Origin of the sequence: Allobosea sp. OK403 (assembly GCF_900113835.1) — a bacterium.
Lineage (GTDB): Bacteria > Pseudomonadota > Alphaproteobacteria > Rhizobiales > Beijerinckiaceae > Allobosea.
Window position 1 is genome coordinate 208,738 of the sequence record NZ_FOQV01000004.1, and the last position, 14,395, is coordinate 223,132.

Annotated in this window: 12 protein-coding genes; 6 read left to right on the forward strand and 6 right to left on the reverse strand. The window is 64.1% G+C overall.

What is annotated here, in order from left to right:
* Positions 1-88: 88 nt before the first annotated feature.
* The 5 genes from sucD to zapE form a co-directional block, all read right to left on the reverse strand.
* Positions 89-973, reverse strand: coding sequence for a succinate--CoA ligase subunit alpha (sucD, locus tag BMZ97_RS17075; RefSeq protein WP_092171981.1), 885 nt, complete (start codon positions 971-973; stop codon positions 89-91).
* A gap of 9 nt (positions 974-982) precedes the next feature.
* Positions 983-2,179 carry an ADP-forming succinate--CoA ligase subunit beta gene (gene sucC, locus BMZ97_RS17080; protein WP_092171984.1) on the reverse strand — a complete coding sequence of 399 codons (1,197 nt, stop codon included), beginning with the start codon at positions 2,177-2,179 and terminating at the stop codon, positions 983-985.
* Between the two features lie 120 nt (positions 2,180-2,299).
* Positions 2,300-3,262: a malate dehydrogenase gene (mdh, locus tag BMZ97_RS17085; RefSeq protein ID WP_092171987.1), complete on the reverse strand. Its 963-nt coding sequence runs from the start codon at positions 3,260-3,262 to the stop codon at positions 2,300-2,302.
* Between the two features lie 262 nt (positions 3,263-3,524).
* Positions 3,525-4,124, reverse strand: coding sequence for a TetR/AcrR family transcriptional regulator (locus BMZ97_RS17090; protein ID WP_092171990.1), 600 nt, complete (start codon positions 4,122-4,124; stop codon positions 3,525-3,527).
* A gap of 3 nt (positions 4,125-4,127) precedes the next feature.
* Positions 4,128-5,306 (reverse strand): cell division protein ZapE, encoded by a 1,179-nt coding sequence (gene zapE, locus BMZ97_RS17095; RefSeq protein ID WP_092171992.1) that lies wholly within the window; start codon positions 5,304-5,306, stop codon positions 4,128-4,130.
* A 263-nt stretch (positions 5,307-5,569) separates the two neighbouring features.
* Here zapE and BMZ97_RS17100 point away from each other — a divergent pair, with 263 nt between their 5' ends.
* From BMZ97_RS17100 to BMZ97_RS17130, 6 genes are all read left to right on the forward strand, one after another.
* Positions 5,570-7,225, forward strand: a complete 1,656-nt coding sequence (locus tag BMZ97_RS17100; RefSeq protein ID WP_092171995.1) for an acetolactate synthase large subunit — start codon at positions 5,570-5,572, stop codon at positions 7,223-7,225.
* A 14-nt stretch (positions 7,226-7,239) separates the two neighbouring features.
* Positions 7,240-8,622 carry an aldehyde dehydrogenase family protein gene (locus tag BMZ97_RS17105; RefSeq protein ID WP_092171997.1) on the forward strand — a complete coding sequence of 461 codons (1,383 nt, stop codon included), beginning with the start codon at positions 7,240-7,242 and terminating at the stop codon, positions 8,620-8,622.
* A gap of 684 nt (positions 8,623-9,306) precedes the next feature.
* Positions 9,307-10,062, forward strand: a complete 756-nt coding sequence (locus BMZ97_RS17115; protein WP_092172003.1) for an IclR family transcriptional regulator — start codon at positions 9,307-9,309, stop codon at positions 10,060-10,062.
* A gap of 360 nt (positions 10,063-10,422) precedes the next feature.
* Positions 10,423-11,490, forward strand: a complete 1,068-nt coding sequence (locus BMZ97_RS17120) for a hypothetical protein (protein WP_139221243.1) — start codon at positions 10,423-10,425, stop codon at positions 11,488-11,490.
* Complete coding sequence (locus BMZ97_RS17125) at positions 11,487-12,071, forward strand: protein-S-isoprenylcysteine O-methyltransferase (protein WP_092172008.1); 585 nt, start codon at positions 11,487-11,489, stop codon at positions 12,069-12,071. Before BMZ97_RS17120 ends, BMZ97_RS17125 begins: the two co-directional genes overlap by 4 nt.
* Positions 12,072-12,728: 657 nt before the next feature.
* Positions 12,729-13,295, forward strand: coding sequence for a hypothetical protein (locus tag BMZ97_RS17130; RefSeq protein ID WP_139221245.1), 567 nt, complete (start codon positions 12,729-12,731; stop codon positions 13,293-13,295).
* A gap of 138 nt (positions 13,296-13,433) precedes the next feature.
* Here the strand turns inward: BMZ97_RS17130 and BMZ97_RS17135 are convergent, their stop codons facing one another.
* The gene (locus BMZ97_RS17135; RefSeq protein WP_244546473.1) at positions 13,434-13,886 is read right to left on the reverse strand and encodes a L,D-transpeptidase; all 453 of its coding nucleotides are present in this window, start codon (positions 13,884-13,886) and stop codon (positions 13,434-13,436) included.
* Between the last annotated feature and the right edge of the window lie 509 nt (positions 13,887-14,395).

The window sequence follows — 14,395 nt, forward strand, 5'->3', positions numbered from 1 at the left end:
ATCTCATGTCGTTGTTGCGTCGCGCCCCCCCGGGACGTCATGGTCGGGCCAAGCCCGACCATGACGCGCTCCGAAAAGCCTGCGCGCCTCAGCCCTTCAACACGTCGACCAAGGTCTTTCCAAGGCGCGCCGGCGAGGGCGAGACCCGGATGCCGGCCGCTTCCATGGCCGCGATCTTGTCTTCCGCGCCGCCCTTGCCGCCCGAGATGATCGCGCCGGCATGGCCCATGCGACGTCCGGGAGGAGCCGTGCGGCCGGCGATGAAGCCGACCATCGGCTTCTTGCGGCCACGCTTGGCTTCGTCCTTGATGAACTGCGCCGCGTCCTCTTCCGCCGAGCCACCGATCTCGCCGATCATCACGATCGACTTGGTGTGCTCGTCGGCCAGGAACATCTCCAGCATGTCGATGAACTCGGTGCCCTTGACCGGGTCGCCGCCGATGCCGACGGCCGTGGTCTGGCCCAGGCCCTCGCGGGTGGTCTGGAACACCGCCTCATAGGTCAGTGTGCCCGAGCGCGAGACGATGCCCACAGAGCCCGGCTTGAAGATGTTGGCCGGCATGATGCCGATCTTGCTCTCGCCCGCCGTGACGACGCCGGGGCAATTCGGCCCGATCAGGCGCGACTTGGAGCCGGAGAGCGAGCGCTTGACGCGCACCATGTCGAGCACCGGAATGCCCTCGGTGATGCAGATGATCAGCGGGATCTCGGCGTCGATCGCCTCGCAGATCGCATCCGCCGCGCCCGGAGGCGGGACATAGACGACGGAGGCCGTGGCGCCGGTCTTCTGCTTGGCCTCGAAGACGGTGTCGAAGACCGGCAGGCCGAGATGGAGCGAACCGCCCTTGCCCGGCGAAGTGCCGCCGACCATCTGCGTGCCATAGGCGATCGCCTGCTCGGAATGGAAGGTGCCGTTCTTGCCGGTGAAGCCCTGGCAGATGACCTTGGTGTTCTTGTCGATCAGGATGGACATGGTTTCTCCTCAGGCCTTCTTGATCGCAGCCACGATCTTCTGGGCGGCATCGTCGAGATCATCGGCGGGAATGACGTTCAGGCCCGACGAGGAGATGATGTCCTTGCCTTCCTGCACATTGGTGCCCTCGAGGCGCACCACCAGCGGAACCTGAAGGCCGACCGCCTTCACCGCGGCGATGACGCCGCGCGCGATGACGTCGCACTTCATGATGCCGCCGAAGATGTTGACCAGAATGCCCTTCACCTGCGGATCGGCGGTGATGATCTTGAAGGCCGCGGTGACCTTCTCTTCCGTGGCGCCGCCGCCGACATCGAGGAAGTTCGCCGGCTCCTCGCCATAGAGCTTGATGATGTCGAGCGTCGCCATGGCGAGGCCCGCGCCGTTGACCATGCAGCCGATCGTGCCGTCGAGCGCGATATAGGCAAGGTCATACTTCGAGGCCTCGATCTCCTTGTCGTCCTCCTCGGTCGTGTCGCGCAGCGCCACGATCTCGGGGTGACGGTAGAGCGAGTTCGAGTCGAAGGAGATCTTGGCGTCCAGGCACTTGATCTGGCCCTGCGTCGTCACGATCAGCGGGTTGATCTCCAGCATGTCCATGTCCTTGGACACGAACGCCGTGTAGATCTGGCCCAGCACCGTGCCGGCCTGCTTGGCGAGATCGCCGGAGAGACCCAGGATCCGCGCCATGGTGCGGCCGTGATGGGGCATGATGCCGGTGGCGGGATCGACCGAGAAGGTCTCGATCTTCTCCGGCGTGTCATGGGCGACGGCCTCGATGTCCATGCCGCCTTCAGTCGAGATCACGAAGGCGACGCGCGAGGTTTCCCGATCGACCAGGGCCGAGAGGTAGAACTCCTTCTCGATATCCGAGCCGTCCTCGATATAGAGGCGGTTGACCTGCTTGCCGGCTTCGCCGGTCTGCGCGGTCACCAGCGTGTTGCCGAGCATTTCCTTGGCGTGGCTCTCGACCTCGGCGACCGACTTGGCCAGCCGCACGCCGCCCTTGGCGTCAGGGCCGAGTTCCTTGAACTTGCCCTTGCCGCGGCCGCCGGCGTGGATCTGGCTCTTCACCACATAAAGCGGTCCGGGCAGCTTCTTGGCGGCCTCGACGGCCTCAGCGACCGTCAGCGCCGGAAAACCGGCGGAGACCGGCGCGCCGAACTCCTTGAGAACCGCCTTGCCCTGATATTCGTGGATGTTCATGTGCTCGGTTTCCCTGAAGCGAAGGTTATTTTGGCAGTCGGCAATAGGCAGTCGGCAGTAGCGAAGCGAGCCGGTGCCATTTTCACGACTGCCGACTGCCTATTGCCGACTGCCCTTATGTCACGCCAATGACGGATCGACAGCCTTGCAGGCGTCGATGAGGGTCTGGACCGAAGCTACCGACTTCTCCAGCATCGCCTTCTCGGCACCGTTGAGGCGGATCTTGACGACCTTCTCGACGCCCTTGGCGCCGATCACCACCGGCACGCCGACGAACATGTCCTTGACGCCGTACTGGCCCTTGAGCGCGGCAGCCGCCGGCAGGACGCGCTTCTGGTCCTTGAGATAGCTCTCGGCCATCGCGATCGCGGACGCCGCGGGCGCATAGAAGGCCGAGCCGGTCTTGAGCAGGTTGACGATCTCGCCGCCGCCCTTGCGGGTGCGCTCGACGATGGCGTCGAGGCGCTCCTGGGTGGTCCACTTCATCTTGACGAGGTCGGGCAGCGGGATGCCGGCAACGCCCGAGTAGCGGACGAGCGGCACCATGTCATCGCCATGGCCGCCGAGCACGAAGGCCGAGACGTCCTTGACCGAGACCTTGAACTCGTCGGCGAGGAAGTGGCGGAAGCGGGCGCTGTCGAGCACGCCGGCCATGCCGCAGATCATGTTGGGCTTGAGGCCGGAGAACTTCTGCAGCGCCCAGACCATAGCGTCGAGCGGGTTGGTGATGCAGATGACGAAGGCCTTGGGGGCGTATTGCTTGATGCCCTCGCCGACCGATTTCATCACCTTGAGGTTGATGCCGATCAGGTCGTCGCGGCTCATGCCCGGCTTGCGCGGCACGCCGGCGGTGACGATGATCACGTCAGCGCCCTTGATGTCCTCATAGGACTGCGTGCCGGTATAGCTCGCATCGAAGCCATCGACCGGCGCGGATTCGGCGATGTCGAGGCCCTTGCCTTGCGGGATGCCCTCGGCGATGTCGAACATGACGACGTCGCCCAGTTCCTTCAGACCGGCCAGGTGCGCGAGCGTTCCGCCGATCTGGCCGGCGCCGATGAGGGCAATCTTCTTGCGGGCCATATCCTAGTCCTTGTCCTTAGGTGCTGCGGGAGGCCGGTGGCCGGCCGAAACCGTGGGTTTCTTTGGCCCAAACCGGGCTTTTGCCGCAACCCTGTCCTTTGCGGGGGTGGAGACCAGCCTCGAAGCGCGCCAGTTTGGGGCCCAACCGACCAATCGACCTGATTTCAAGCACTTGCACCGGGCGAAAATGGGGCCGCCCTGTCCAACGCCAAGAAAACGGACAATGACAATTTACATAATTTGTAATTTGTCACAAGATTTTTCAGATGATCCCGGTCTCCAGCACCCGCAGCGCGACGCGGATCAGCGTGGCCAGGCGCGCATCGACAGAGGCCTGAGGCACATCCGCCTCGAGCGCCAGCGCTGCCGGATGGATGAAGCGGTGCGTGGCGTCGATGACGAAGGCGATGGCGCGGTCGCGGTCGCGCGGCTCGAAGGCGCCCGACGCGATGCCCTCGTCGATGACCCGCTCGAACAGCGCACGGACGCGGGTGCGGTTGCGCCGGCTGATCGCATGGCGCTTGGCGACCGCCTGCGAGAGCGCGGCGAAGAGATGCGGATCCTCGCTCAGCAGATCGCGATTGCCCTTGGCCAGCGCCAGGATCAACCGTTCGAGCTTGTCGGCGGCGGGGTCGGGTCCATCGGCAATGTCGGCAAGCCGCCGCTCGGTCGTCTTCAGCCAGACATCGACGACCGCATCGATCAGCGCCCCGCGCGACGGGAAGTAGCGGTAGACATTGGCATGCGTCATGCCCGCCTCCTCCGCCACCGCCACGACGGTGAAGCGCTTCAGCCCGAACTGGCGCAGATGCTCGCTGGCGACCGAGAGGATGCGGGTCTCGCTCGGCTCGCGTGTCGGCATGGCTCAGGTTTCCACCAATCCGCCGCTATCGCCGCTCGCGGCGGAATCGGCGCGGCCATGCGGCAAGGCGAGATAGTCGTCGGAGCGCATCTCGATCAATCGCGAGACCGTTCGGTCGAACTCGAAGGCCTCGCGGCCATTGCCGTCCTTGTAGAGTTCGTGCGGCTCGGCCGCCGCCGAAGTGACGAGCTTGACGTGGTGCTCATAGAGCGTGTCGATCAGGATGATGAAACGCTTGGCCTCGTTGCGCCGGTCTCGCTCCAGCACCGGGATGTCTTCGAGCACCAGCGTGTGGAAGCGCTGCGCCAGCGCGATATAATCGGAGGCGCCATAGGCCTGGCTGCAAAGGTCGGAAAAGCTCGCCCGCGCCACGCCGCCGGCCGCCTGCGGAATCCGCATCTCATGGCCGTTGATCGACAGCGTCACAGGCACGCCATGCGCCGCGCCGGAGACGCGCCGGAACGCCTCGTCGAGCGCAGCCTTCGCCGCCGCATCGGCCGGAACGTGATAGGTCGGCGCACCGCCGAGCTTCTCCAAACGGAAATCGGTGCGCGCATCGAGCCTGAGCACCTCGACCTTCTCGGTCAGCAACGCGACGAAAGGCAGGAACAGCGCCCGGTTGAGCCCGCCCTCATAGAGCCGCGACGGCTCGACATTCGAGGTCGCGACGACGACGACGCCGGCCGCGAACAGCGCCGTGAACAGCCGCCCGAGGATCATCGCATCGGCGATGTCGGTGACCGTGAACTCGTCGAAGCAGAGCAGGCTCGCCTCGGCCGCCAACTCAGCCGCGATGGGGGCGATCGGATCGGGCTCCTTGACCTCGCCGGCCTTGAGCTTCTGCCGGTAGGCAAAGATGCGCGAATGCACGTCGGCCAGGAATTCGTGGAAATGCACGCGCCGGCGCTTCGGCACCGGCGCTGCGTCATAGAACATGTCCATCAGCATGGTCTTGCCGCGCCCGACCGAACCCCAGATGTAGAGCCCCTTGGGAGCCTCCGTCGAAGTCTGCTTGCCGCCGAGCAGCCAGCCGAGCGCACTGCTCTTCCTGCCCAGGCGGCGCGCGCCCAGGGTCTCGGCCAGCGCCGCCAGGCGCCTGACCACGGCGACCTGCGCCGGATCGCGCTCGATGGCGCCCGCTTCGACCAGGGCGGAGTAACGGTCTGAAATCGAGGCGGCCATGGCTGGGGATCGTCGGCGGAAGGGAATTTCCGGTTACGGCAGGCAGGGCCCAGCCGCAAGGCCCAACCTCACGGCCGAACCTCGCGGCCAATGACGACATGGCAGAGCCTAGAAGCGATGCCGCCCTCTCTTGGTAGGCGCGCCGTCCTCGCGCAATCCGGCGCGCCGCATGGCAGCCCTTCCCAGCTCCGCTTTCCGTCCGCGCCGCAACGGCCTAGCCTAGTCGCCCGGTGAGGCAATCTTCCAGCGAAAGGCGGCCAGTGATGAAGAAGGGCTCCGACCTCTTGGTTGAAGCGCTCGAGAACGAGGGCGTCGACCGCATTTTCGGTGTGCCGGGCGAGGAGAACCTCGATGTCGTCGAGTCGCTTCGCACCTCCAGCATCAAGCTGATCCTGACGCGGCATGAGCAGGCGGCAGCCTTCATGGCTGCGACCCATGGCCGCCTGACCGGCAAACCCGGCGTCTGCATCGCGACGCTGGGACCTGGCGCGCTCAACTTCTCCACCGGAGCGGCCTATGCCCATCTCGGCGCCATGCCGATGATCCTGATCACCGGCCAGAAGGCGATCATGACCGCCAAGCAGGCGCGCTTCCAGATCGTCGATGTCGTCGCCTCGATGAAGCCATTGACCAAGATGACGCGGCAGATCGTCAGCGTCGCCAGCATCCCATCCGTGGTGCGCGACGCCTTCCGCGTCGCGATGGAGGAGAGGCCGGGGCCGGTCCATCTCGAATTGCCCGAGGATGTCGCAGCCGAGGAGATTGCGGACGCCTCGGTCATTCCGGTCCACCCGCTGGAGCGCCCGATCGCTCAAGCCACCGCGCTCGACCGCGCGGCCGAAATGATCTTGGCCGCCAAGCACCCACTCGTCATGATCGGCGCGGCGGGCAACCGGCCACGCCTCGTCGAGGCCTTGTCGTCCTTCGTCAGGCGCACGGGCCTGCCCTTCTTCAACACGCAGATGGGCAAGGGCGCCGTCACCGGCGGCTCGAATCTCTATATGGGCACCGCCGCCCTGTCCGAGCGCGACTATGTCCATCTCGCTGTCGACAAGGCGGACCTAATCATCTCGATCGGCCATGACACGGTCGAGAAGCCGCCGTTCCTGATGAAGAGCGCTGGCGGATCGAAGGTCGTCCATATCGGCTACCAATCGGCCAATGTCGAACAGGTCTACCATCCCGACGCCGAGGTCATCGGCGATATCGGCGCGACCGTGACCGCGCTTGCCGACCGGCTCGAAGGCAAGCTCGCGGCCGACCCCTCGATGCTGGAGCTGCGCCAGACGATTCTCGCCCGGATCAATGATCGCGCCGAGGAGGATCGCTTCCCGGTCACGCCGCAGCGCATCGTCCACGATATCCGCCAGGTCATGCCGGAGGACGGCGTCGTTTGCCTCGACAATGGCATGTACAAGATCTGGTTCGCCCGGAACTACCGCACCCATGTCGCCAACACGCTGCTGCTCGACAATGCGCTGGCGACGATGGGCGCGGGGCTGCCCTCGGCAATGATGGCGGCGCTGCTCTATCCCGAACGACGCGTCATGGCGGTGTGCGGCGATGGCGGCTTCATGATGAACTCGCAGGAGATGGAGACGGCGGTCCGGCTCGGCTTGAACCTCGTCGTCGTCATCCTGAGCGACAACGCCTATGGCATGATCCGCTGGAAGCAGGCCGTCGACAGCTTCCCGGATTTCGGGATGACCTTCGGCAACCCGGACTTCGTCCGCTATGCGCAAGCCTATGGCGCGAAGGGCTCGCGGGTGACGGCGGTCGAAGAGCTCGTGCCGACGCTGGAGGCCGCCTTCACTGGGGGCGGCGTCCATCTCGTCGAGGTGCCGATCGACTATTCCGAAAACACCCGCGTGCTCGTCGAGGAATTGCGCAACCGCAGCCCCGACATCCAGCTCGCCTGACCGGGAGAAAAACCATGCTGCAGGTCGTACAGGCCTTCGACCGCGCGTCGATCACCGAGATCGCGACTGACGACGCGGCCGCACTGGAAGCCAAGCTCCAGGCGGCCGAGCGCGTCTTCCGCAACCGCGATGGCTGGCTCAAGCCCCATGAGCGGATGGCAATCCTGCGTCGCCTCGCCGGGCTGATCGCGGGCAAGCGCGACCATCTCGCTTTGCAGATCGCGCGCGAAGGCGGCAAGCCCCTGCCGGACGCGATCGTAGAGGTCACGCGCGCCATCGACGGCGTGCAGAACGCCGCCGACGAATTGCGCAACCTCAGTGGCCGCGAGATCCCGATGGGGCTGTCGCCGGCCGCAGTCGATCGCTGGGCCTTCACCACCAAGGAGCCGATCGGCATCGTCGCCGCGATCTCGGCCTTCAACCACCCGCTGAACCTGATCGTGCATCAAGTCGCCCCCGCGATCGCCACGGGCTGTCCGGTCATCATCAAGCCGGCGGGCACGACGCCGCTGTCATGTCTCGACTTCGTCGCGCTCGTGCATGAGGCCGGTTTGCCGGAGGCCTGGTGCCAGAGCTTCGTCCCCGAGACGACCGAGCTTGCCGAAAAACTCGCGACCGATCCGCGTATCGCCTTCCTCAGCTTTATCGGTTCGGCCAAGGTCGGCTGGTATCTCCACAGCAAGCTGGCGCATGGCGCGCGCTCGGCGCTGGAGCATGGCGGCGTCGCGCCTGCGATCGTCGACAAGAGCGCCAATCTCGAAGCGATCATCGAACCGATCGTGAAGGGCGGCTACTACCATGCCGGCCAGGTCTGCGTCTCGACGCAGCGCATCTATGTGCATGATTCCATCGTCAACGACTTCACCGAGCATCTCGTCGCACGGGTGAAGAAGCTGCGCACCGGGGATCCCGTGCTGAAGGACACCGAAGTCGGCCCGCTGATCACGCCGAAGGAAGCCGACCGCGTCGCCTCCTGGATCGACGAGGCGGTGAAGGGCGGCGCCAAGCTGCTGACCGGCGGCAAGCGGCTCTCCGAGACGACGCTGGAGCCGACCGTCCTGGTCGATCCCTCCGAGGACGCACGCATCTCGCGGGAGGAGATCTTCGGGCCGGCCGTCGCGATCTACCGCTATCGCGATCTCGACGAGGCGATCGCCCGGGCCAATTCCCTGCCGGTCGCCTTCCAGGCCAGCATCTTCGCGCAGGACATCGACATCGCCTTGCGCGCCGCCAACCGGCTCGATGCCTCGGCCGTCATGATCAATGATCCGACGACCTTCCGCACCGACTGGATGCCCTTCGCCGGCCGCCGCGAATCCGGCTACGCCACCGGCGGCATCCCCTTCACCATGCGCGACATGACGCAGGAGAAGATGATCCTGATGCGCCGGAGCTAGAGCCAAAATTATCGCATCGACTCGAACTGGGAATCGGCTTTCGGGGCAAGCTGATGCAGCCAAGGCGCGGGGAAGCCCTCTCCTGCATCGAAGTCGGGTCTACCCGACTTCGACATTTTGAGTGCTGAACTCGGGCAGGTCCGAGTTCAGTGGGAGGGGCAGGGGTGAGCGACTGTCTCCGCGGTCGATGGGGTCTCGGCCGTGCAAGGGCGGCTCTTGGTCAATGCCACAACGCTCGAACGCGCTTCGGCGACGCAGACCAACTACCAGGACTTCGCCTCCGGGCTGATCAGCAACGTGAAGGATGTCGACATCGCCGCCGTCGCTGCCCAGCTCTCGTCCTACAGCTGCAGGCATCCTATGTGGCATTGGCTAAGATCCAGTCGCTCAACCTGCTCGACTATCTGAAGTGACAGACGGTCCGATTCCGGGCCGAGGCCGGGCTTGTCGCACCGCATTCCGAGCTCTCTCTGCGTTCTAAGCAGCACCGCGCCAGAGCGCTCGCTGGGCCGCAATGGAGCCAGCAACGCCAGGTCTCTCCACTTGCTCTTCACTCTCGCTTCGGGCAGGTTTCGCAGTGTCGCTGTGGTAAGTTCCAAGCGAGAATTCAGCCAAGCCCGAGTACGGAGATTGCGTCCCCAGATCTGGAATGCCGTGGCATTTTGAGAGTTCGTAACCCGACCGATGGACACGACACTTCAAAACGGCCTGATGGTTCTTGAAGCCTTGGCCAAGAGCGCTCGGCCGAGGAGCGTCGAAGATTTGGCGATGCAGACGGAATTGAACGAAAGCAACGTTCAAAGCGCACTCGAAGCCTTCGAATTTGCAGGATATCTCGCGCGCGAGCCGGCCACGGGGCGCTATGGGCTATCCTTGAAACTATGGGGATTGGGGGTCGGCCTGCTGTCCCGGCTCGACCTGAAGCGGGAGGCGCAGCGCCACCTCTCGGAGCTCGCCTTGCGGACACGCGAAACCGTGCACCTCTCCGTCCTGACCGGAGCGGACGTGATCTATATCGACAAGATCGACAGTCCCGAGCTTCTCCACGCCAGTTCGGAGGTCGGCGGCAAGGCCCCGGCCCATGCGGTTGCCATCGGGAAGGCGATTCTGGCGTTTCAGCCCTCGCACATCATCGAAGCGATCGGGCGGAATCTCGCCGTCTTCACGCCGAAGACCGTCAACAGCCTCGAGGCTCTCCGGCACGAACTCTCGGCGATCCGTTTGCAGGGCTATGCCGTCAATCTCGGGGAATGGCGTGGCGCCGTCTATGGGCTGGCGGCACCGATCAGGCGCGCCGACGGCGTGGTCGAGGCGGCCATCGGGATCTCGGGGCCGTCGACCCGCCTGACCTCGGACATGATTGCTTTGGTTGCCGAGCAAGTCGTCGAGGCCGCGGACGACATATCGCGGGGGCTCGGCTATCGCGGAGGCCGGGGATAACCGCCGTCCATCTCCGATAGCCCCCGTCAGCGCCCTGTTTTTGACGCCTCCTCACGACCAGAACTGCGTTTCCAGATCACCTCGCCTGGGCCACCCACATGCGTTTACCCGCTTGACGGGGGCTTGCTGGTGCAAGCACAGGCTATCCAGTAACAAAAAATTGGGACGGAAAACGCATTGGAGACGGGGCAACCGGGGATGATGGACGCGAAGATCTTCAGGCGCCGAGTCTATCACATTGGCGGGTACGACCATGCGCGCCCGGAGATTGTACATGGTCGGTTCGTCAGGGAGCTGCGGCGCTTCGAACGCGTCTGGGCGGCCGCCGCCACGCATTCGGAACCAGCCATCGGCGAGGATATGGCGACCTGGCAGGTGCAGACGAGCGGTGCCGATTGGCGGGTCGAGACGGAATTCTGCCTGGTCCGCTGGGATGACGTGATCGCGACGACCGGCGCCGCACCGATGTGGCGACGCCTTCCCGGCGGGCTGTTGTCCTTCTTCGATTTCATCCTGGCTGGAGCCTTCTGGGGATATCTGCGCGCCAGCTGGCGCTACGCGATGTTCTTTCTCTATCCCTTCCTGATCCTGGCGGTCTTGACCTTGCTCGCTTTGGCTGGAGGGCTGGCGCTGGCGCGCTCGACCGGCTCCAGCACGATCGGAATCGGGGTCGGCATCGGCGTTTTCCTGCTGCTGTTTCAAGCAGCGCAGCGCTGGCTCTATCTCGGGCTGCTCCTCGACGACTGGATTTTCTCACGCCGCTACATCCGTCGCGGCGATGCCGTTCTTGACCAGCGCTTGCAACGCGTGGCGGCCGACATCGTCAAGGCGGCGCGAGGTGACGCAGTCGATGAAATCCTCGTCGTCGGGCATAGCCTCGGAGCCGTGCTCGCCATCGACCTGATCGATCGCGCCGTCACGGCAGGATTGACGCGGCAAGGCAGCGGCCCCCGCATCGTGTTCCTCTCCGCCGGCTCCTCGACGCTCAAGATCGGGCTGCATCGAGGGGCAAGCCGGCTTCGCGCCGCCATCGCGCGCGTGAGCGCCGTCCCCGCCCTGTTCTGGGTCGATTACCAGGCGCGCTCCGACGTCATGAACTTCTATCGCAGCGACCCCCTGCCGTTGATGGGCCTCGCCAAGACGGACTCGCCGCTCATTCGCAGCGTCAGCATCAGGCGCATGCTCGATCCGGCACGCTACCCCCGCATTCGCCGGAACTGGTACCGGATGCATTGCCAGTTCGTCAGGGGTAACGACCGGCGCGCGCCCTACGACTATTTCATGTTCACCTGCGGACCGCTCGATGCGGAACGGCAAGCCAGATCGAAGGAAGGCGCCATGCACGCATTCGATGCCGAGGGCAGAGTTCTCGACCCAACCCTCTCGAACGAGACAGGCACACATCCGACAGAGGCCGCAAAGCCATGACCCCGACCATCGCGAAGGCGATCTACGTCCTGCTTGCCGTCGGCTGGTATGTCATCCGGATTCCGCATGAACGGCGCTCGCGGCGCACGCCGATTTCCCGCAGCGCGCGTGGCGCGCGCGAGATCGCGTTGCTGACGATCTCCTTCACCGGGCTCGGGCTCCTGCCCTTCATCTATGTCGCAACCGGGTTTCCGCGCTTTGCGAATTATCAGTTCCAGCCGCTGCTGGCCTGGATCGGTGCCGCGATCGCGATTGCGTCCCTGGTCCTGTTCCATCTCACGCACCGCGCACTCGGCCGCAACTGGTCGGTGTCGCTGGATCTGCGCGAGAGCCATCGCCTCGTGACCGAAGGCGTGTACCGCTATGTCCGGCATCCCATGTATTCGGCCTTCTGGCTCTGGGCGATCGCACAAGCTTTGCTGCTGCCTAACCTTATCGCCGGCCTGTCGGGCCTGGTCGGTTTCGGCATTTTGTATTCCTTTCGCGTTGCACAAGAGGAACGCCTGATGCTCGACGCCTTCGGAGCGGAATACGCTGACTACATGGCGCGCACGGGCCGCGTCGTGCCGAGAATCAGCTAGGGAACATAACCGCTCTCACCACGTTTTGAGGCGTATGCAGCCATCGCTGCAGGGTAGCCTGTTAAGCCTCATCGGAAACCATAAATCAGAGCACTTTAGTCTCATACGGCTTAGGTGATTGAAAACGCACGCGATATCTGGAATACTCTGCCCTGTGCCTCACGACCGTTGTTCGGCACGGGAAATGGGCATGGTGTTGCGCATCCGCACTAGTAGTCGAACTTCTATCATCCATAGTTAGACTGTTCTCAACGAGGGCGAACCAATGAAAAAGCTTCTGGTGTTGACCGTGTCTGTTGCGCTGATGGGCGTCGGAGGATGTGCAACCATAGGCAAGGGCAAAGGCAAAGCCCCCCCGCCATCTTCTGCACCGATCGTGACGAAGGGCTAGTTCCAGCTCAATAGAAAACGGCCGGTCCGGCCGGCCGTTTTCTTACTCTGGATTTGAGATGACCCCGGTCATTCGATGATACGGCGACAGCGATCGCTGTGCCGATATACGTTCCTCGCGAAAGCAGGAGTTATGCGGTGTGGCTTGATCTGACCCGACAAACGCGTGCTTGGGCCTCTATAGCCTGTGTTGCGGGTATGTTCTGCGGCCTCGGGCCGCTCCCGACCCAGGCGCAGGATCGCTACGCGCCTCCCGACGACAATCAGATGACCGCCACGCAGGACGCCCCGGCCGTCAGCGGGACCCGGCATCGCGTCTCGCGACGGGAAGCGAGCCAGCGGACCGACCAATATTACGTGGAATTTCGGTCGCGCTACGCTCTCAGCTATGGCCACACCTTTCTCGTCTATGGCCGGCTGAACGCCAAAGGCCAGATCGGCCAGGTCACGGCCGATCAGGTCGCCGGGCTACACCCGGCGGGCGAAGGGCCGCAGCTTTGGTCAGTCGGACATGTTTTGCCGGTCCCGTCTGAAACCGGCCCCAGCGACGGCGACATGGAAGACGAATACATCTCGGCGCGCTTCAGGGTTCCCCTGAATGAGGCTCAGTATCGTCGCGTCGCGGCCTATATCAGGAACAAGCAAAAGACCTCCCCGGCCTGGCATGCGGTGTTTTATAACTGCAACAGATGGGTCGGCGAAGTCGCGACCTTCATGGGATTGCAAGCGCCCAACAACACCCTGCTCTATCCGGCCGACTACATCGCCAGCTTGCGGTCTCTCAACAGCAGCAAGGTTACGGACTCGGCCTATTCGGCCCACCGCGTTCAATAAGCGAGACGCTTCCGGTCTTCGCGCGCTGCCATGTCATGGCAGCGCGTAAGCTCGTCTAGAGCAACGATCCAGCGCTTCGTTTTAACGCGTTTTCTTCACGCGAACCGGCGTCCAAATCGCTCGAAAACGCTCTGGCGATCAGCGCAGGACCAGGACCGGGGTTCCGACTGAGACGCGTTCGAACAGATCAACGATGTCGTCGTTGAACATCCGAAAGCAGCCATAGGACGCAAAGGTGCCGATCGAATCCGGCCGATTGGTGCCATGGATCGCATATTGTCCGCCACCAGACAGCGTCAGCGCACGTGCGCCCATCGGGTTACGCGGCGAGCCCCCCGGGATGACGTCGGGAAGCTTTGGGTTGTCGCGCTTGATCTCGTCGGGCGGCGACCAGGCGGGCTCGACATGCTTGCCCTCGACCAGCACCTCACCAAGCCATTGCTTGGAGGCCTTCCCGACCGCAACCTGGTAGCGGATGGCCGTGCCATCGCCCTGCACCAAGTATAAACGCCGTTCCTTGGTCTTGATGACGATCGCGCCCGGTGCCGCCTCGCCCTTATAGGCAACGATCTCACGTGCGCCGGCCGGCATGGCAACCGCCAAGGCGAGCAATACGATACCTGTCCGCAGCATCACTTGTGAACCCCAGCCATTGTCGAGCAGCGAAATTACCATAACTCAGTAAGCCATGGATACCTAACCGGAAATTGGCCGCCCAAGACGCTGGCAGCGCCAAGGCGCCCACCCCTGAATCGCCCATCGGGAGCCGCGGCACGCGCGAACATTCCGGGTTGGAATAGCCGAGATCCCAGGACTTTGGAGCACCGGCTGCCCAGGTACGGTTCCTCGCAAAGACGCAGGCTCGGTCTGGGCTACGAGGACCTGTCGGACTCGCCGCCTATACCATCGTATATTTCACGACCCCATGGTCCGATTGACCGGAGATGCCGCGGCGAGCACAGAGGGCATGTCTTCACCGCGCTCGCGGTTCGAAGAGACTTAACAACAACCGGTCCAGACCTTCACCAGGATGAAGACCCAAGCGATCGATCGCCATGGCTCCCGGCCGTGGGCGAGAGGTCATGCCGTCAGCATGGATC

Excerpts from the sequence above, each read along its gene's own strand:
- BMZ97_RS17115 (WP_092172003.1), top strand. The coding sequence starts at position 9,307 with ATGGACACGACACTTCAAAACGGCCTGATGGTTCTTGAAGCCTTGGCC.
- sucC (WP_092171984.1), bottom strand. The coding sequence starts at position 2,179 with ATGAACATCCACGAATATCAGGGCAAGGCGGTTCTCAAGGAGTTCGGC.
- BMZ97_RS17130 (WP_139221245.1), top strand. The coding sequence starts at position 12,729 with ATGACCGCCACGCAGGACGCCCCGGCCGTCAGCGGGACCCGGCATCGC.
- BMZ97_RS17090 (WP_092171990.1), bottom strand. The coding sequence starts at position 4,124 with ATGCCGACACGCGAGCCGAGCGAGACCCGCATCCTCTCGGTCGCCAGC.
- BMZ97_RS17120 (WP_139221243.1), top strand. The coding sequence starts at position 10,423 with ATGGCGACCTGGCAGGTGCAGACGAGCGGTGCCGATTGGCGGGTCGAG.
- BMZ97_RS17100 (WP_092171995.1), top strand. The coding sequence starts at position 5,570 with ATGAAGAAGGGCTCCGACCTCTTGGTTGAAGCGCTCGAGAACGAGGGC.
- BMZ97_RS17135 (WP_244546473.1), bottom strand. The coding sequence starts at position 13,886 with ATGCCGGCCGGCGCACGTGAGATCGTTGCCTATAAGGGCGAGGCGGCA.
- BMZ97_RS17105 (WP_092171997.1), top strand. The coding sequence starts at position 7,240 with ATGCTGCAGGTCGTACAGGCCTTCGACCGCGCGTCGATCACCGAGATC.
- mdh (WP_092171987.1), bottom strand. The coding sequence starts at position 3,262 with ATGGCCCGCAAGAAGATTGCCCTCATCGGCGCCGGCCAGATCGGCGGA.
- sucD (WP_092171981.1), bottom strand. The coding sequence starts at position 973 with ATGTCCATCCTGATCGACAAGAACACCAAGGTCATCTGCCAGGGCTTC.
- zapE (WP_092171992.1), bottom strand. The coding sequence starts at position 5,306 with ATGGCCGCCTCGATTTCAGACCGTTACTCCGCCCTGGTCGAAGCGGGC.
- BMZ97_RS17125 (WP_092172008.1), top strand. The coding sequence starts at position 11,487 with ATGACCCCGACCATCGCGAAGGCGATCTACGTCCTGCTTGCCGTCGGC.